17 protein-coding genes are annotated in these 18202 nt (G+C 71.5%); 10 read left to right on the top strand and 7 right to left on the bottom strand.

Features of this window, described 5'->3' with window-relative positions:
- Positions 1-97: 97 nt before the first annotated feature.
- Positions 98-1153 (top strand): YhjD/YihY/BrkB family envelope integrity protein, encoded by a 1056-nt coding sequence (locus SM793_RS01960; protein ID WP_320436211.1) that lies wholly within the window; start codon positions 98-100, stop codon positions 1151-1153.
- A 30-nt stretch (positions 1154-1183) separates the two neighbouring features.
- Here the strand turns inward: SM793_RS01960 and SM793_RS01955 are convergent, their stop codons facing one another.
- Positions 1184-2398: a D-alanyl-D-alanine carboxypeptidase gene (locus tag SM793_RS01955; RefSeq protein ID WP_320436210.1), complete on the bottom strand. Its 1215-nt coding sequence runs from the start codon at positions 2396-2398 to the stop codon at positions 1184-1186.
- 146 nt (positions 2399-2544) lie between these two features.
- Between SM793_RS01955 and SM793_RS01950 the strand changes: the two genes are divergently transcribed.
- On the top strand, positions 2545-2802 hold the full coding sequence (locus tag SM793_RS01950; protein WP_320436209.1) for an SCO4848 family membrane protein: 258 nt from the start codon (positions 2545-2547) through the stop codon (positions 2800-2802).
- A gap of 70 nt (positions 2803-2872) precedes the next feature.
- Here the strand turns inward: SM793_RS01950 and SM793_RS01945 are convergent, their stop codons facing one another.
- Genes SM793_RS01945 through sdhC form a run of 4 tightly spaced genes read right to left on the bottom strand, consistent with a single transcriptional unit; the run spans position 2873 to position 6323 of the window.
- Entirely contained in the window at positions 2873-3646 is a 774-nt protein-coding gene (locus SM793_RS01945) for a succinate dehydrogenase iron-sulfur subunit (RefSeq protein WP_320436208.1), read from the bottom strand.
- Positions 3646-5388: a succinate dehydrogenase flavoprotein subunit gene (sdhA, locus tag SM793_RS01940; RefSeq protein WP_320436207.1), complete on the bottom strand. Its 1743-nt coding sequence runs from the start codon at positions 5386-5388 to the stop codon at positions 3646-3648. The genes SM793_RS01945 and sdhA overlap by 1 nt, the downstream gene beginning before the upstream one ends.
- Before the next feature lie 54 nt (positions 5389-5442).
- On the bottom strand, positions 5443-5934 hold the full coding sequence (locus tag SM793_RS01935) for a succinate dehydrogenase hydrophobic membrane anchor subunit (RefSeq protein ID WP_320436206.1): 492 nt from the start codon (positions 5932-5934) through the stop codon (positions 5443-5445).
- Positions 5935-5942: 8 nt separating this feature from the next.
- Positions 5943-6323, bottom strand: coding sequence for a succinate dehydrogenase, cytochrome b556 subunit (gene sdhC / locus SM793_RS01930; protein WP_037779669.1), 381 nt, complete (start codon positions 6321-6323; stop codon positions 5943-5945).
- A 264-nt stretch (positions 6324-6587) separates the two neighbouring features.
- On the opposite strand from sdhC, the gene SM793_RS01925 reads away from it, so the two are divergent.
- Positions 6588-7457, top strand: a complete 870-nt coding sequence (locus SM793_RS01925; protein WP_320436205.1) for a hypothetical protein — start codon at positions 6588-6590, stop codon at positions 7455-7457.
- A gap of 33 nt (positions 7458-7490) precedes the next feature.
- On the opposite strand, the gene SM793_RS01920 is transcribed toward SM793_RS01925, so the two are convergent.
- The gene (locus SM793_RS01920) at positions 7491-8036 is read right to left on the bottom strand and encodes a 2-oxo-4-hydroxy-4-carboxy-5-ureidoimidazoline decarboxylase (protein ID WP_413815856.1); all 546 of its coding nucleotides are present in this window, start codon (positions 8034-8036) and stop codon (positions 7491-7493) included.
- Positions 8037-8355: 319 nt separating this feature from the next.
- The gene (locus SM793_RS01915; RefSeq protein WP_320436203.1) at positions 8356-9099 is read right to left on the bottom strand and encodes an SDR family oxidoreductase; all 744 of its coding nucleotides are present in this window, start codon (positions 9097-9099) and stop codon (positions 8356-8358) included.
- A 372-nt stretch (positions 9100-9471) separates the two neighbouring features.
- On the opposite strand from SM793_RS01915, the gene SM793_RS01910 reads away from it, so the two are divergent.
- The 7 genes from SM793_RS01910 (at position 9472) to SM793_RS01880 (ending at position 18202) form a co-directional block, all read left to right on the top strand.
- Positions 9472-10725: an amidohydrolase gene (locus SM793_RS01910; RefSeq protein WP_320436202.1), complete on the top strand. Its 1254-nt coding sequence runs from the start codon at positions 9472-9474 to the stop codon at positions 10723-10725.
- Between the two features lie 292 nt (positions 10726-11017).
- Positions 11018-12079, top strand: a complete 1062-nt coding sequence (locus SM793_RS01905; protein ID WP_320436201.1) for a BMP family ABC transporter substrate-binding protein — start codon at positions 11018-11020, stop codon at positions 12077-12079.
- A gap of 95 nt (positions 12080-12174) precedes the next feature.
- The gene (locus SM793_RS01900; protein ID WP_413815849.1) at positions 12175-13965 is read left to right on the top strand and encodes an ABC transporter ATP-binding protein; all 1791 of its coding nucleotides are present in this window, start codon (positions 12175-12177) and stop codon (positions 13963-13965) included.
- A 4-nt stretch (positions 13966-13969) separates the two neighbouring features.
- Entirely contained in the window at positions 13970-15127 is a 1158-nt protein-coding gene (locus SM793_RS01895; RefSeq protein ID WP_320436200.1) for an ABC transporter permease, read from the top strand.
- Positions 15124-16389 carry an ABC transporter permease gene (locus SM793_RS01890; RefSeq protein ID WP_320436199.1) on the top strand — a complete coding sequence of 422 codons (1266 nt, stop codon included), beginning with the start codon at positions 15124-15126 and terminating at the stop codon, positions 16387-16389. The genes SM793_RS01895 and SM793_RS01890 overlap by 4 nt, the downstream gene beginning before the upstream one ends.
- Positions 16386-16793, top strand: a complete 408-nt coding sequence (locus tag SM793_RS01885) for a cytidine deaminase (protein ID WP_320436198.1) — start codon at positions 16386-16388, stop codon at positions 16791-16793. The genes SM793_RS01890 and SM793_RS01885 overlap by 4 nt, the downstream gene beginning before the upstream one ends.
- A gap of 131 nt (positions 16794-16924) precedes the next feature.
- Positions 16925-18202 (top strand): thymidine phosphorylase, encoded by a 1278-nt coding sequence (locus SM793_RS01880; RefSeq protein WP_320436197.1) that lies wholly within the window; start codon positions 16925-16927, stop codon positions 18200-18202.

The following is an 18202-nucleotide window of genomic DNA, read 5'->3' as shown; positions in this document are numbered from 1 at the left end:
GACGGCGGGTCTGACGGCCGGTCTGACCGTGGGCCTGGCTGCTTGTTCGACGGCGGGCCTGACGGCCGTTCGGGGGACGGGCCGGTATAACCGGACGGTGGACTTTCTGACCCGCCTCCCGGTGATCGGCCCGATCGTGACGAGGGTGCTGCGCAGCCGCCCCTACCGCGCCTACGAGCACTTCACCGCGCTGCGCGGCAACCGACTGGCCGGCGCGGTCACCTTCTTCGGCTTCCTCGCGCTCTTCCCGCTGCTGACGGTCGCCCTGGCGATCGCCGTCGCGACCCTCAGCGACAGCAGGGTCGACGACATCCAGAAGCGGATCTCCGACCAGCTGCCGGGCATCTCCGACGCGCTCAACCTGCCCTCGCTGGTGGCCAACGCGGGGGCGGTCGGACTCGTCAGCGGCGTCCTGCTGGTGCTCTCCGGCCTCGGCTGGGTGGACACCATGCGGACCTCGATCCGGGACCTCTGGCAGCTGCCCGACGAGGAGGGCAACCCGCTGCTGCGCAAGGGCTGGGACTTCCTGGTCCTCGGCGGCCTCGGCCTGGTCTCACTGGTCTCGCTCGGCGCCTCGGCCGCCGGGACGACCCTGGCCGGCCGGATCGCCGACCGGATCGGCCTGGGCTCGGGCGGCTACCTGCTCACCGCGGCCGGGCTGCTGATCGCCGTCGGCTGCGACATGCTGCTCTTCGCCTACCTGCTGGCGCCGTTCCCGAGGATCACGCACCAGCACCGGCGGGACGTCCTGCGGGCCGCGCTGATCGGCGCGGTCGGCTTCGAGCTGCTGAAGATCCTGCTGTCCTCGTACCTCGGCTCGGTCGCCGGGAAGAGCCTCTACGGCGCCTTCGGCGTGCCGGTGGCCCTGCTGCTGTGGATCAACTTCGTCTGCCGGCTGCTGATGTACTGCGTGGCCTGGACGGCGACCGCCGATCCGGCGGCGGCCAGGGAGCGGGCCCGCGAGCGCGCCGCCGCGCTGGTCGAGGCCGCGGACAAGGACGAGGCCGCGGACAGGGACGAGGCCGTGGACAAGGGCGAGGCCGTGGACAAGGAGAAGGCCGCGGACCAGGACGAGGAGGCGTCCGGCCCGAAGGAGCCGGCCGCCGAGGAGGACCGGCCCCGGCCCCGCCGCTCCCAGGACGGCGAGGGCTGAGGCCGGACCGGGGACCCCGGCGGACCGGGTTCAGCGGGCGGCCGAGCGCCGCCGGTTCAGCAGCAGCACGGCACCCACGCCGCCCGCCGCCAGGACCACTCCGGCGACGACCCAGCCGACCGACCCGGGACCGTCCCCGGCGGATTCCCCCGCCCGGGCGGCCGCCGGGGCGGACCGGTCGGTGGCGGTCGGCGAGGGGTGCGGCGGCGGGGCGGGCGCCCCGGCGGCACCGCCCGCCTGGCCGGTCGGCGTCGGCGCGGCGCTCTCGCCCTCCTCCACCAGCTTCCCGACCGGGGCGACCTTGCCGGCCGCGGCGAAGCCCCAGTCCAGCAGCGCGGCCGTCTCGTCGTACACCTTCTGGTAGGTGGACGGGTGCATCACCGTCACCAGCAGGGTGCGGCCGTCCCGTTCGGCGGCTCCGACGAAGGTGGAACCGGCATTGGTGGTGAAACCGTTCTTCACCCCGATCAGGCCCGGGTACTTGCCGAGCAGCCGGTCGGTGTTGGCGATCCCGAAGCTGCCGCGCTGCCCGGTGTTCCGGTCCACCGCGCCCGGGAACATCGCGTCGCGGGTCGCGCAGTAGCTCCGGAAGTCCGGGTTGCGCAGCCCCGCCCGGGCGAACAGCGTCAGGTCGTAGGCCGAGGACACCTGGCCGTCCGAGTCGTAGCCGTCCGGCGACACCACCCGGGTGTCCCGGGCCTGCAGCGCCTCCGCCCGCGCCTGCATCTCGGCCACGGTCTGCTGCACGCCGCCGTTCATGTGCGCGAGGACGTGCACCGCGTCGTTCCCCGAGCTCAGGAACACCCCGCGCCAGAGGTCCTCGACCCGGTAGTCCAGATCCTCCTTGATGCCGACCAGGCTGCTCCCCGCGCCGATCCCCTGGATCTCGTCGGGCGCGACCCGGTGCACGGCGTCGCGGTCGAACTTGGGCAGCACGGTGTCCGCGAAGAGGATCTTCAGGGTGGAGGCCGGGGCGAGCCGCAGATGCGGGTTGCTGGCCGCCAGCACCTCTCCTGACGCGGCGTCGGCGACTATCCAGGACTGGCCGGTGAGGCCCCCCGGCAGCGCCGGAGCGCCCGCCAGCGGATCCATCTGGACCCCCGGGAGCCCCATCCGGTCGCCCCCGACCGAGGCCGGTGGCGGCGACCCGGGCGGGGCCGCGACGGCCACCGGGGCGGCGAACAGGAGCGGCAGGGCCGCGGCGGGCGCGGCGATCAGGCGTGCGAGCTTCGAGCTGGTGGGCACCAGCAGACGGTACCCACTCGGGACCCCCGCTGTCCGCCGCTCCGCCCCGGTCCGCCCAGGAGGGGGCCGCCGTACGCCGAACGGACGCCCGCGCATACTGGGGAAGCACACCGCCTTCACCTCCCCGCCCCACCGAGGACCGCCCCATGAAGCTCAGCCGCCGCACCTCCTGGTTCCTGACCGCCTTCGGCGTCTGGTCCCTGGTCATCTGGACCACCTTCGTCAAGAACCTCTGGAAGGACTCCGGCGGCCAGGCCTTCACCGGCGGCGACCACTCCCAGCCCACCGCCTTCTTCTGGGTCCACCTCCTCCTCGCCCTCACCTCCCTCGCCCTCGGCCTCGCCGTCGGCACCCTCGGCCTCCGCGGCCTGCGCGCCACCCGCCGCGAACCGGCCGCCGGCTGAGCCTCCTGCGCTGAGCAACGCGAAGGCCCCCGTCCGGAGCGGACGGGGGCCTTCGGCGTGGGGCTCGGGATCAGAAGCGGCGGGTGACCAGGGCGCGCTTGACTTCCTGGATCGCCTTGGTGACCTCGATGCCGCGGGGGCAGGCCTCGGAGCAGTTGAAGGTGGTCCGGCAGCGCCAGACGCCCTCGCGGTCGTTGAGGATCTCCAGCCGCTGCTCCGCGCCCTCGTCGCGCGAGTCGAAGATGAAGCGGTGGGCGTTGACGATCGCGGCCGGGCCGAAGTACTGGCCGTCGTTCCAGAACACCGGGCAGGACGACGTGCACGCGGCGCACAGGATGCACTTGGTGGTGTCGTCGAAGCGCTCGCGGTCCTCGGCGGACTGCAGGCGCTCGCGGGTCGGCTCGTTCCCCTTGGTGATGAGGAACGGCATGACGTCCTTGTACGCCTGGAAGAACGGGTCCATGTCCACGATCAGGTCCTTGAGGACCGTCAGGCCCTTGATGGCCTCGATCGTGATCGGCTTCTCCGGGTTGACGTCCTTGAGCAGGGTCTTGCACGCCAGCCGGTTGCGGCCGTTGATCCGCATGGCGTCGGAGCCGCAGATGCCGTGGGCACAGGAACGGCGGTAGGTGAGGGTGCCGTCCTGCTCCCACTTGATCTTGTTGAGCGCGTCCAGGACGCGCTCCTTCGGGTCCATCTCCAGCTGGTAGTCGACCCACACCGGGTCCGGGTGCTCCTCCGGGTTGAACCGGCGGATCCGGACGGTGACGGTGATCAGCTTGGTACCGCCGGCCTCGGCCGCGTCCAGAGCGGCCGAGTGCTTCTCCACGGTCGGAGTGCTCATCAGTACTTACGCTCCATCGGCTGGTAGCGGGTCGTGACGACCGGCTTGTAGTCGAGGCGGATGGAGGTGCTGCCGTCGGCGGCGACCTCCTGGTACGCCATGGTGTGCTGCATGAACTTCACGTCGTCACGGGTCGGGAAGTCCTCGCGGTAGTGACCGCCGCGCGACTCCTCGCGGGCGAGCGCGGAGACCGCCAGGACCTCGGCCAGGTCGAGCAGGTTGCCCAGCTCGATGGCCTCCAGCAGGTCCGTGTTGTAACGGAAGCCCTTGTCCTGGATCGAGACGTTCTTGTAGCGCTCCTTCAGCGCGGCGATGTCCTCGACCGCCTGCTTCAGGGTGGCGCCGGTGCGGTACACCATCGCGTTGGCGTCCATGGACTCCTGCAGCTCCTTGCGGATCTGCGCCACGGACTCGGTGCCGGTGGACTCGCGGAGCGAGTCGACCAGGTCCTGGACCAGCTGCTGCGGGTTCTCCGGCAGCGGCACGAACTCGTTGGCGTCGGCGAAGCCCGCGGCGGCGAGGCCGGCGCGACGGCCGAAGACGTTGATGTCCAGCAGCGAGTTGGTGCCCAGACGGTTGGCGCCGTGCACGGACACGCAGGCGACCTCGCCGGCCGCGTACAGGCCCGGGACGACGTCGGTGTTGTTGCGCAGCACCTCACCCTCGACGTTGGTCGGGATGCCGCCCATCGCGTAGTGCGCGGTGGGCTGGATCGGGATCGGGTCCGTGTAGGGCTCGATGCCGAGGTAGGTCCGGGCGAACTCGGTGATGTCCGGGAGCTTGGCGTCCAGCTGCTCCGGCGGCAGGTGGGTCAGGTCCAGGTAGACGTGGTCGCCCTCCGGACCGCAGCCGCGGCCCTCGCGGATCTCGGTGTAGATCGCGCGGGAGCAGACGTCACGGGACGCGAGGTCCTTCATGACGGGGGCGTAGCGCTCCATGAAGCGCTCGCCGTCCTTGTTGCGGAGGATGCCGCCCTCGCCGCGGGCGCCCTCGGTGAGCAGGATGCCCATCCGCCAGATGCCCGTCGGGTGGAACTGGAAGAACTCCATGTCCTCCAGCGGCAGGCCGCGGCGGTAGGCCACCGCCTGGCCGTCACCGGTGAGGGTGTGGGCGTTCGAGGAGACCTTGAACATCTTGCCGGTGCCGCCGGAGGCGAACACGACGGCCTTGGCCTGGAAGACGTGGATCTCGCCGGTGGCCAGCTCGTAGGCGACGACGCCGGCCGTGCGGCCCTCGTTGATCAGCAGGTCCAGGACGTAGAACTCGTTGAAGAACTCGACGCCGTGCTTGACGCAGTTCTGGAACAGCGTCTGGAGGATCATGTGACCGGTGCGGTCGGCCGCGTAGCAGGACCGGCGGACCGGGGCCTCGCCGTGGTTGCGGGAGTGGCCGCCGAAGCGGCGCTGGTCGATCCGGCCCTGCTCGGTGCGGGAGAAGGGCAGACCCATCTTCTCCAGGTCGAGGACCGCGTCGATGGCCTCCTTGCACATGATCTCGGCGGCGTCCTGGTCGACCAGGTAGTCACCACCCTTGACCGTGTCGAAGGTGTGCCACTCCCAGTTGTCCTCCTCGACGTTGGCCAGGGCGGCGCACATGCCGCCCTGGGCCGCGCCGGTGTGGGACCGGGTCGGGTAGAGCTTGGTCAGGACCGCGGTGCGGCTGCGCTGCGTCGACTCGATGGCGGCGCGCATCCCGGCGCCGCCGGCGCCGACGATGACGGTGTCGTACTGGTGAATCTGCATGGGGGGTTAACTCGCCTCTGGCCTCTGCCGATGTCCGATGTGGATGCTGTCGGCTCAGATGTTGGGATCGAAGGTGAAGATCACCAGGGTGCCGAGCAGCACGGTGAAGACCGTGGCGGTACCCATGAGGCCCTTCAGCCAGAGCCGGGTGGAGTCCTTCTCGGCGTAGTCGTTGATGACCTGACGCATGCCGTTGGCGCCGTGCAGCATGGCGAGCCAGAGCATCGTGAGGTCCCAGACCTGCCAGAACGGCGAGGCCCAGCGGCCGGCCACGAAGGCGAAGCCGATCTTGGAGACGCCGCCGTCGAGCACCAGCATGATCAGCAGGTGGCCGAGGATCAGCACCACGAGGACGATGCCGGACAGGCGCATGAAGAGCCAGGCGAGCATCTCGAAGTTGGTACGGGTGCGGCGCGGGGTCTTCTTCGACCGCTGCCTGGCCGGTTCGATCACGAACGCGTCAGCCGGGTTGCCGGTGCCGAGACCCTTGGCGGTGTGCGCGTGGGCGGAGGGGACCACCACAGCGTCGGAGATTTCCGTGGACATGTCTCAGATCACTTCCCGAACCAGGAGGTCAGCGTGTGCTGAAGGATCGGGTAGAAGGCGCCGGCCATGAGGACGACCCAGACTCCGACCACGGTCCAGAGCATCTGCTTCTGGTACTTCGGACCCTTCGACCAGAAGTCGACGGCGACGACGCGCAGTCCGTTCAGGGCGTGGAACAGGATGGCGGCCACCAGGCCGTACTCCATCAGGTTCACGAGCGGCGTCTTGTACGTCTGAATGACGGTGTCGTACGCCTCGGGAGACACCCGCACCAGGGCGGTGTCCAGGACATGGGCGAACAGGAAGAAAAAGATGAGGACGCCGGTGACTCGATGAGCCACCCAGCTCCACATGCCTTCCCGGCCGCGGTACAGCGTTCCAGCCGGCACGGAAAAACCCTCCGGAAGCGATTGGGGGCTCGGCCGGCTTCGGTGTCGGTCAGCCCGGCCGGGTACGGTCCACCGGCCGCGAGCATCCTATCGACGCGTTGTCGGGAACCGCCTCCGGGGGTCCGAGGTGTGATCAATCAGGCACGACTGGCCTAGTCGGACGGGAACCCGGGCGCCGATCACGACGCGGAGTGACCGCGCGGGTACTCCGGGTCGCGCTACGGTGGCCCACCCGTTCGCCGCCGACACCCCGCCGAGGCCCCCGTGCCGCACCGCGCCCCGCGTCCCGCCCGCACCCCGCGTCCGCCCCGCCCTCCGGTCCCGCTGCCGGCCGTCCCCCTGCTGGCCAACCTCCTACCGGCCAACCCGCTGCTGGCCGCTCCACTGCTGGCCGCCGCGCTGCTCGCCGCCGGCTGCGCCGCCCCGGCGGGCGGCTCGGCCGACCGGGCCGTCGCCGCCCCGGCCAGGGAGCTGTCCGCCGCCGAACTGCGCGCCGCCGCGGTCACCGACGCCGAGCTGGGGCCCGGCTTCACCGTCACCGTGATCGCCCCCGGCCACGGCGAGACCGGCCCGGACGGCGGCCGGGAGACCGCCGACAAGCCGGCCTGCCAGCCGCTGCTGGACGCGGTGGCGCCGGCGGCGGGCCCGGCGAAGGCCGCCCGGGCCTCGGCCTCCCCGGCGCCGGTGTCGGCGGTGCCGTACGCGGAGACGGATCTGAGCGTGGCCCTGGCCGCCGACCCCTCGGGGAGCCTGTACGGCGGGCTGCTCGGCTACCGGGGCGACCGGGCGGCCCGGCTGCAGGCGGAACTGGAGGGACTGTTCGGCCGGTGCGCGGAGTTCGCCTCGACGGCGCCGCCGCCCCCGGCTGACCGGAGCCGGGGCGTGACCCGGACCGGGCACCGGCTGAGCCGGAACGACACGCCCACGCCCGAGGGAGCAGACGCGGCGACGGGTTTCACCCTGACGAATGAATCCGGCGCGGTGGTGCTCGCGCAGCGTGCCGTCCTGGCACGGGTCGGACCGGCCCTGGTGGTGTTCAGCACGGTGGGTGTCGGCGCCGAACCGGCCCCGGCGCCGGACGAGCGGGTCGTCCGCCGCCAGGTGGCCAAGCTGCGCGCGGCCCAGAAGGGCTGAGGCCCCGGGCGCCGAGGGCGCCCGGGGCGGGGATCAGCGGGCCGCGGCCCCCGAATGGGTGGCGACCAGGTGCTCCAGCCGGGTGAGGGCGATCCGGCGCAGCTCGTCGGCGGCGACCAGGCGCTCCTCGTCGGGATCGTTGGCGAGACGGGTGCGGATCGAGCTGAGCACGGCGTCGAGCATCTCCTCGGGGTCGATGCCCTCCAGGCAGACCACGAAGACGTGGCCGAACCGGGCCTCGTAGGCCGCGTGGGCCGCCCGCAGCGCGGTGTGCGCCGCCTGGCTGCCGGGTGCGCGCATGCCGAGGAGCGGCTGCGGCATCCAGCTCTCGTCCGCCAGTGCCTCGGCCAGGTCGGCCGGACGCAGGTCGTACGAGGCTTCGCTGGCGGCGGCGCGCAGGGACTCTATGTCGGGGTAGGGCCGGTGGGCGGTGAGCCGGAGGGCCCACCGGTGACTGCCGCAGCAGGCGAGCAGGGCCTCCTCCGCGGCTCCGGCGTCGGCCTCGTTGAAACGGTGCAACCCGAGGAGGGTCGGTTCGTCCCTGGGGTCGAGTCTCGGTGGCGGAATGTCGCTGGCCAGCGGGTCCTCCTCGTGAGGGCGGGAAGGGGCCGGTGAAGTGGCGGTGACGGCAGGTGGAGCACGAGGCTGCGGAAAGGAGTCCAACGCCCGCCCGGCAGCGGCTCAACGGTAGTTGAGCGGTCATCAGTTGGGGAGGGCGCACGCGGATTTCATCCGAACGAGCTATCAAGTTGTGACGTTGACACCTTCGTGTCAGCGCCCTCCCCTTCTTCGTCTGCTACGACGCACCGTCTGCCACAAGGCACCGTCTGCTACGACGCACCGTCCCCGGCGCCCCCGCCCCCGCCCCCGCCGCCGGTCCCGGCGGCCCGGGGCCGGGTCACAGCTCGCGGTGGACCTTGTGGTTGGCGGCCTGGGCGCGGGGCCGGACCACCAGCAGGTCGATGTTGACGTGCGGGGGCCGGGTGACGGCCCAGGCGACCGTGTCGGCGATGTCCTCGGAGTCGAGGGGCTCGGCGACGCCGGCGTACACGGCGGCGGCCTTCTCCTCGTCGCCGCGGAAGCGGGTCACCGCGAAGCCCTCGGACTTCACCATGCCGGGGGCGATCTCGATCACCCGGATCGGCTCCCCGCACAGCTCCAGCCGGAGCGTCGCGGCGATGGTGTGCGCGGCGTGCTTGGCCGCGACGTAGCCGCCGCCGCCCTCGTACGCGGTGAGCGCGGCGGTGGACGACATGACCAGGACCGTGCCGTCGCCGCTCGCCCGCAGGGCCGGCAGCAGCGCCTGGGTCATGTGCAGCACGCCGAGCACGTTGACCTGGTACATCGCGAGCCAGTCGGCCGGGTCGCCGTGCTCCACGGTCTCCGCGCCGATCGCGCCGCCGGCGTTGTTCACCAGGACGTCCACCCGGCCGAGCCCGGCCGCGAAGGCGTCCACGGCGGCCCGGTCGGTGACGTCCAGGGTGTGGGCGCGGCCCCCGATCTCCTTGGCCAGCGCCTCGATCCGGTCGGTCCGGCGGGCGGTCAGCACCACCTCGAAGCCCTCGGCGGCGAGCCGGCGCGCGGTCGCCGCGCCGATCCCACTGCTCGCACCGGTGACGACGGCCACCTTCTGCTCGGTCATTGCCACTCCTGGGTTAGCCCGGTCGGTCCGGCCGATCATCTCAAGACCGCCGACGAGGGGCGTGGGCGCGGGGGCGGGTGTGGCGCGGGGGAGGGCGCGGGGGAGGGCGCGGGCCGCGCGGGCCGGGTCGAACGCTTTGAGCCAGGATTCGATCTGCCGGGAGCCGGGTGCCGCCGCCCGGAGCGTCCACGAACCGCTCGGCCGGGAGCGGCGTGACCGCCGCCGCCGACGGTCGTTGCACTGGGCAGGCACCACGGGGAAGGCGGCTGAAACAAGATGTCATACCCACCGACGCGGCCGGTATGCGCCCATCCGGGCAGTGATTTTCGGGAAGTCAGGCCAAATCCCCCCAGCGGGCCTACCCTTGTTGAGATGAACCGTCGTGAGTCCGCCCAGTCGGCCGTCACCCTCACCGCTGCACGCCCCGCCGCCGGTCTCCGTGACCGGGTACGCGAGCTGGAGCCCGAGCTGATCGCCTTCCGGCGGGACCTGCACCGGCACCCGGAGCTGGGCCGCCAGGAGTTCCGTACCACCGGCCGGCTGCGCGACCGTCTGGTCGCCGCCGGCCTCGCCCCCCGGATCCTCCCGGGCGGCACCGGAATGCTCGTCGACATCGTTCCCGGGTCTGCCCCGCGCGGGGCGGAGTTCCTCGCCTTCCGCGCCGACATCGACGCCCTGCCGATCGACGACGCCAAGACCGAGGTGCCCTACCGGTCGAGCGTCCCCGGCCGGGCCCACGCCTGCGGCCACGACGTGCACACCTCGGTGCTGCTCGGCACCGCGCTGGTGCTCGCCGAGGCGGCCCGGAGCGGGGAGCTCCGCCGCCCGGTCCGGCTGGTGTTCCAGCCCGCCGAGGAGGTCATGCCCGGCGGCGCCCTGGACGTGATCGCGGCCGGCGGCATGGAGGGCGTCGGCCGGATCTTCGCCGTGCACTGCGACCCCAAGGTGGAGGTGGGCCGGATCGGCCTGCGGGTCGGGGCGATCACCTCGGCCTGCGACCGCCTGGTCCTGCACCTGGACGGCCCCGGCGGCCACACCGCGCGGCCGCACCTGACCACCGACCTGGTCACCGCGATCGCCAGGACCGCCGCCGAGCTGCCGGCCGCGCTGGCCCGCCGGATGGACCCGCGCTGGGGCGTCTCGCTGGTCTGGGGCCGGATCGCCGCCGGCTCCGCGCCCAACGTCATCCCGCAGCACGCCGAGCTGGAGGGCACCGTCCGCTGCCTGGAGCTGGACGGCTGGCGGGAGGCGCCGGACCTGCTGCACGAGCTGATCGCCCGGTTCGCCGAGACCCACCGCGCCAAGTGGACGCTGGACTACCACCGGGGCGTCCCGCCGGTGGTCAACGAGGCGGGCTCGGTCGGCCTGCTGGACGCCGCGATGACCGCGCGCTTCGGCCGGCCCGGGGCGGCCGTGGTGGAGGACACCGAGCAGTCGCTCGGCGGGGAGGACTTCTCCTGGTACCTGGAGCACGCCCCCGGCGCGCTGGCCAGGCTCGGGGTCCGCACCCCCGGCGACAGCGCCGTCCGGGACCTGCACCAGGGCCGCTTCGACGTGGACGAGCGGGCGATCGCGGTCGGGGTGGAGCTGTTCGCCGCGCTGGCCCTGGAGCCGGGGACGCCCTGAGCGCACCGGAGCCGGGGACGGCCTGACACACTCCCTCGTACCGACGTGAACCGGACACCCGTACAGGGTGTCCGGTTTGTCGTAATACCCCCTTTATTTCGGGTTACGTACACTGGGCCGGGCCAGTTCCAATCACCCTCAGTGAAGGGGAAAGGAGTGTCGGGTGGACCGTGAGACCACGGTTTGATAACAACCCGAATGCTCCGGCGGCCCGTAACCCAACCGTGTTCTACGCGCGTTACGGTGGCGTCCGACCACGCTAAACGGGTGCGTGTGAGAAGGAGATATTCCCTTGCGCCGTTCTACCAAGCTCGCTGCGGTTGTGCTCTCGGGTTCCCTGGGCATCGCCTCGCTCGCCGCATGCGGCGCAAAGAGCAATGACACTTCCGCCTCCTCCGGCGCCTCCGACGGTGCGCTGAAGGTCGGTATGGCCTACGACATCGGCGGCCGTGGCGACCAGTCCTTCAACGACTCCGCCGCCCGCGGTCTGGACCAGGCCAAGTCCCAGCTCGGCGTCGCCGTCACCGAGGCCGACGCCAAGACCGGCGAGGCCGAGGCCGACAAGGAGACCCGTCTCAAGAACCTGGTGACCGCCGGTTACAACCCGGTCATCGCGGTCGGCTTCGTCTACCAGGCGGCCGTCGAGAAGGTCGCCAAGGAGAACCCGAACACCAAGTTCGCGATCATCGACTCGGCGTCCGACACCCAGCCGAGCAACGTCACCTCGCTGACGTTCTCCGAGCAGGAGGGCTCCTACCTGGCCGGTGTCGCCGCCGCCCTCAAGACGAAGACCAAGCACGTGGGCTTCATCGGCGGTGTGCAGACCGAGCTGATCAAGAAGTTCGAGGCCGGTTACCGCGCGGGCGTCAAGTCCGTCGACCCGAACATCCCGGTCGAGGTCACCTACCTGACCACCCCGCCGGACTTCTCCGGCTTCGCCGCCCCCGACAAGGGCAAGGAAGCCGCGCAGGGCCAGCTCGACAAGAAGGCCGACGTCGTCTACACCGCCGCCGGCTCCTCCGGCAACGGTGCCATCGAGGCCGCCGCCGCCGCCGGCGCCCTGGCCATCGGTGTCGACTCCGACCAGGCCGCGCAGCCCGCCCTGGCGAAGTACAAGAACAGCATCATGACCTCGATGGTCAAGAACGTCGACAAGGCCGTCTTCGCCTACATCGAGTCCGCCAAGAAGGGCCAGGTCTTCACCGGTGTGAAGAACTTCGACCTCAAGGCCGACGGTGTCTCGCTCGCCACCACCGGCGGCAAGATCGACGACATCAAGACCAAGCTCGACGAGGCCGCCACGGCCATCAAGAACGGCACCATCACCGTCCCGACCGACCCGTCCAAGCTGTAAGGCCCACGGCTCGACCGGACGTCGCTCCCGCTGCCGCCTGCCCGGCAGCGCGATGATGGACGCGACATCAGGGAGGGGCCCGGAAGGGTGCGCTCATGCGTACCCCCGGGCCCCGTCCCGTCTCCCCAGCCTTTTCGCTTTTGGCCCTCCAGCGCAACGACGCGCCTCCAGACCACCAGGAGATCGCCATCACCGCATCCGACCCCGCCCCGACCACGGGCGGTAACCCCAGCGCGGGGACGGCGACACCGGCCGTCGAACTGCGCGGCATCACCAAGCGCTTCCCCGGCGTCGTGGCCAACCACGACATCAACCTCACCGTCCGCACCGGCACCGTGCACGCCCTCATGGGCGAGAACGGCGCCGGCAAGTCGACGCTGATGAAGATCCTCTACGGCATGCAGAAGCCGGACGAGGGCACCATCGCGATCAACGGCGAGCAGTGCGAGTTCAACACCCCCGGCGAGGCCATCGCGCGCGGCATCGGCATGGTGCACCAGCACTTCATGCTCGCCGACAACCTCACCGTCTGGGAGAACGTCGTCCTCGGCGGCGAGCACCTGTACGGCATCGGCGGCAAGGCCAAGGCGAAGATCAAGGAGATCTCCGACCAGTACGGCCTGGGCGTGCGCCCGGACGCCCTGGTCGAGGACCTCGGTGTGGCCGACCGCCAGCGGGTCGAGATCCTCAAGGTGCTCTACCGCGGCGCCAAGATCCTGATCCTCGACGAGCCCACCGCGGTGCTCGTCCCGCAGGAGGTCGACGCCCTGTTCGACAACCTGCGGGAACTGAAGTCCGAGGGCGTCACCGTCATCTTCATCTCGCACAAGCTGCACGAGGTGCTCTCGGTGGCCGACGCGATCAGCGTCATCCGCCGCGGCACCACCGTCGGCGACGCGGACCCGAAGAGGGTCAACGCCCGCCAGCTCGCCGAGCTGATGGTCGGCGCCGAGCTGCCCTCCCCGGAGAGCCGCGAGTCCACCGTCACCGCCGACGAGATGCTGCGCGTCGAGGGCCTGCGGATCGCCAAGACCGACGCCGAGGGCATCGAGCGCGTCGTCCTGGACGACATCTCGCTGCGCATCCACAAGGGCGAGATCCTCGGCATCGCCGGAGTCGAGGGCAACGGCCAGGCGGAACTGGTCGAGGCCGTGATGGGGATGCTCCCGCTGGACGGCGGCACCGTCACCCTGGACGGCAAGGACCTCTCCGGCACCCTCACCCGGGCCCGCCGCGAGGCCGGCATCGGCTACATCCCCGAGGACCGCCACCGGCACGGCCTGCTGCTCGAGGCCCCGCTCTGGGAGAACCGGATCCTCGGCCACGTCACCGAGCGGCCCAACTCCAAGGGCGCGCTGCTCGACCCGGCCGGCGCCCGCAAGGACACCCAGCGGATCGTCGAGGAGTACGACGTCCGCACCCCCGGCATCGAGGTCACCGCGGCCTCCCTCTCCGGCGGCAACCAGCAGAAGCTGATCATCGGCCGCGAGATGAGCCACCGGCCCAAGCTGCTCATCGCCGCCCACCCCACCCGCGGTGTGGACGTCGGCGCCCAGGCGCAGATCTGGGAGCACATCCGGGTCGCCCAGCGGGCCGGCCTCGCCGTGCTGCTGATCTCGGCCGACCTGGACGAGCTGATCGGCCTCTCCGACACCATCCGGGTGATCTACCGCGGCCGGCTGGTCGCCGACGCCGACCCGGCCACCGTGACCGCCGAGGACCTCGGCACCGCGATGACCGGTGCCGCCCAGGGCCACATCGAGTCCGAGCCGGAAGCGGTCGCCGAGGCACACGCCCTGGCGGCCGAGGGCACCGAGGCGCCGTCCTCGGCCCCCACCGACACCGCCCCCACCGACACCGCCGACGACCAGCAGGCGGGGGAGTAGCCACATGACCAGTCCCAGTCCCGCCGCCAAGCCCGCGCGGGCGAAGCGGTTCGACGGCGAGAAGATCGTCCTCGCCCTCGCAGCACCGGTGCTCGCCGTGCTGCTGTCCGTCGTGATCTGTTCCGTCCTCCTGGCGACCTCGGGCAAGAACCCGTTCGACGCCTGGAACGTGATGATCACGTACGCGACCAAGTCGGACGGCCAGGTGGCCATCCTCAACCGGTCCACCACGTACTACCTGGCCGCCGCGGCCGCCGCCTTCGGCTTCCGGATGAACCTCTTCAACATCGGCGTCGAGGGCCAGTACAAGGTCGCCGCGCTGTTCGCGGCCTTCGTCGGCAGCAAGCTCGACCTGCCGTCGTTCATCCAGATCCCGCTGCTGCTGATCACCGCCATGCTGGTCGGCGGTCTGTACGCGAGCATCGCCGGTCTGCTGAAGGTCCTCCGCGGCGTCAGCGAGGTCATCTCGACCATCATGCTGAACGCCATCGCGGTCGCCATCGTCGGCCTGCTGCTCGTGCCCGGCATCTTCGCGCCGGACAAGAAGGGCACCGGCAACGCGATCCAGACCGCCCCGGTCTCGGAGTCCAGCCACTTCTTCGCGATCAACACCGACGGCGGCCCGCTCTACGGCTTCCTCTTCATCGCGATCCTGGTCGGCGTCGCCTTCCAGTTCACCCTGACCCGCACCCGCTTCGGCTTCGACCTGCGCGCCACCGGCCGCTCGGAGTCCGCCGCCACCGCGTCCGGTGTGAACGTCAAGCGCATGGTCGTCATCTCGATGGTGGTCTCCGGCGCGCTGGCCGGTCTGATCGGCCTGCCCGAGCTGCTGCAGAACTCGTACAACTACGGCCAGAGCTTCCAGGGCGGCCTCGGCTTCCTGGGCATCTCGGTCGCCCTGCTCGGCCGCAACAGCCCGATCGGCATGGCCTTCGCGGCGGTGCTGTTCGCCTTCCTCGACGCGACCGGCGCCCAGCTGCCGCTCCAGGGCGGCTTCCCGTTCGAGATCGTCCCGGTCATGCAGGGCACCATCGTCATCTGTGTCGTCGTCGCCTACGAGCTGGTGCGGCGCTACGGCCTCAAGCGCCAGCAGCAGAAGGTCGGCGCCGAACTCGCCGCCCAGGCCGCCGCGGCCGCCGAGAAGAAGGAGGTGTCCGCATGAGCACGGCCACCGCGGCCCGCGCCAAGGCGCCGGGCGCTCCCGCCAAGAAGCGCAAGTTGTCCTGGCCGGTGGTGCTGCTGCTGATCGCGGGCGCCCTGGTCCTCTTCTCGGTCGTCGGCGTCATCACCGGCAACCACTCGCTGACCTCCTCCGGCCAGGTCACCGCCGCGCTCAGCGCCGCCGTGCCGATCGGCATGGCCGGTCTGGGCGGCCTCTGGTCCGAGCGGGCCGGCGTGGTCAACATCGGCCTCGAAGGCATGATGGTCGCCGGCACCTTCTGCGGCGCCTGGGGCGGCTACCTGGTCAGCCCGTGGTTCGGCCTGGTGGCCGGCATGCTCGGCGGTGCGCTGGGCGGTCTGCTGCACGCGGTCATCACGGTGACCTTCGGCGTCGACCACATCGTCTCCGGCGTCGGCGTCAACCTGCTGATCCCCGGCATCTGCGCCTACGTCAACCGGATCTACTACAAGGACTACATCTCCGCCGGCGCCGGCGCGAACCAGTCCCCGCCGGCCGATCCGCTGCCGTACATCACCATCCCCGGCCTCTCCTCGGGGTTGAAGGACATCGAGGCGCACCACTGGTTCGTGGTCTCGGACGTAGCCGGTGTGCTCGGCGGCCTGGTCACCAACATCTCGGTGGTCGTGCTGCTGGCCGGCGCGCTGATCGTGGCGAGCTACTTCGCCCTCTGGCGCACCGTGTTCGGCCTGCGGCTGCGCTCCTGCGGCGAGAACCCGACCGCGGCCGAGTCGCTGGGCGTCAACGTCTACAAGTACAAGTACCTCGCGGTCATCATGTCCGGCGCCTTCGCGGGCCTCGCCGGCGCGTACCTCTCGCTGGTCGCGGCGCACTTCTACAAGGACGGCCAGACCAACGGCCGGGGCTTCATCGGCCTCGCGGCGATGATCTTCGGCAACTGGATGCCGGGCGGCCTCGCCATGGGCGCCGGCCTGTTCGGCTTCACCGACAGCCTCCAGCTGCGCGACCCCGAGTCGGTGCACGCGCTGATCCTGGTGGTCGCCATCGCGATGGCGCTGCTGGCGGCCTGGCACCTGTACCGCCGCAAGTACACCGCGGCCGCGATCTCCCTGGTGGTCTCCGGCGGCCTGTTCGCCTGGTACCTCACCACCGACGAGGTGCAGCGTCCGCTGATCGTCGCCACGCCGTACGTGATCACCCTGGTGGTGCTCGCACTGGCCTCGCAGCGGCTGCGCCCGCCGAAGGCGGACGGTCAGATCTACCGCAAGGGCCAGGGCAAGTGACGCCCGCGGCCGAGGCGGCCGGGGCCGTCGACTGGGACGCGCTGCGGGCGGCGGCGCGGGAGGCGATGAGCCACGCGTACGCGCCGTACAGCAGGTTCCCGGTCGGCGCCGCCGCCCTGGTGGACGACGGCCGGACGGTCACCGGCTGCAACGTGGAGAACGCCTCGTACGGCCTGGCGCTGTGCGCCGAGTGCGGCCTGGTCTCCATGCTGCACGCGACCGGCGGCGGCCGGCTGACCGCGTTCACCTGCGTGGACGGGGCGGGCGAGCTGCTGATGCCGTGCGGCCGCTGCCGCCAGCTGCTGTACGAGCACGGCGGTCCTGACCTGCTGGTCGAGCTGCCCTCCGGGGTGCGGCCGATGAGCGAGGTCCTGCCCGACGCGTTCGGGCCGGAGCGCTTGTAGGCGCGGCTCTGGCACTGCCGTTTGTTACGCGCGTAGAGTGTCGCGAGTGGGGCCCCTTTCGGGTCGACTCGCGACACTCTTCGCCTTTTGTCCCTCGCATGTTGAACCTCTCTTGGAGCAATGGAGCATCCATGGACGCCATCTCCGTCATCAGGACCAAGCGCGACCGCGGAGAGCTGAGCCATGCTCAGATCGACTGGGTCATCGACGCCTACACCCGCGGGGAGGTCGCCGACGAGCAGATGTCCGCCCTGGCCATGGCCATCCTGCTGAACGGCATGAACCCGGGCGAGATCAGCCGCTGGACGGACGCGATGATCCGCTCCGGCGTCCGGATGGACTTCTCCTCGCTGGCCCGGCCCACCAGTGACAAGCACTCCACCGGCGGCGTCGGCGACAAGATCACCCTGCCGCTCGCCCCGCTGGTCGCCGCCTGCGGCGCCGCGGTCCCGCAGCTGTCCGGCCGCGGCCTCGGCCACACCGGCGGCACCCTCGACAAGCTGGAGTCCATCCCCGGCTGGCGCGCCCTGCTCTCCAACGAGGAGATGCTCCAGGTGCTGCGGGACGCCGGCGCGGTCATCTGCGCGGCCGGCGACGGCCTCGCCCCGGCGGACAAGAAGCTGTACGCGCTGCGCGACGTCACCGGCACCGTCGAGGCGATCCCGCTGATCGCCTCCTCGATCATGTCCAAGAAGATCGCCGAGGGCACCGGCGCGCTCGTCCTGGACGTCAAGGTCGGCTCCGGCGCGTTCATGAAGAACCTCGACGACGCCCGTGAGCTGGCCCGCACCATGGTCGGCCTCGGCACCACCGCCGGCGTCAACACGGTGGCCCTGCTCACCGACATGTCGACCCCGCTCGGCCTCACCGCGGGCAACGCGCTGGAGGTCCGCGAGTCGGTCGAGGTGCTGGCCGGCGGCGGCCCCGCCGACGTCGTCGAGCTGACCCTGGCGCTGGCCCGCGAGATGCTCGCCGCCGCGGGCGTGCACGGCAAGGACCCGGCCGACGCGCTGCGGGACGGCTCCGCGATGGACCACTGGCGCCGCATGATCGCCGCCCAGGGCGGCGACGTGGACGCCCCGCTGCCGGTCGCCCGCGAGCAGCACGTCATCCCGGCCCCGACCTCCGGCGTGCTCACCACCCTGGACGCCTACGCCGTGGGCGTCAGCGCCTGGCGCCTCGGCGCCGGCCGCGCCCGCAAGGAGGACCCGGTGCAGGCCGGCGCCGGCGTCGAGATGCACGCCAAGCCGGGCGACACCGTGGTGGCCGGCCAGCCGCTGCTGACCCTGCACACCGACACCCCGGAGCGCTTCGAGTACGCGATCGAGGCCCTGGCCGGCGGCATCGGCGTCTCCCCGGCCGGCACCGCGTTCACCCCGAACCCGATCGTGCTGGACCGCATCGCCTGA

The sequence above is a fragment of the Kitasatospora purpeofusca genome, assembly GCF_034043715.1.
Classification (GTDB): Bacteria; Actinomycetota; Actinomycetes; order Streptomycetales; family Streptomycetaceae; genus Kitasatospora; species Kitasatospora purpeofusca_A.
The sequence above is the reverse complement of the archived record's forward strand: the minus strand, read 5'-3'. Positions and strand labels throughout refer to the sequence as shown.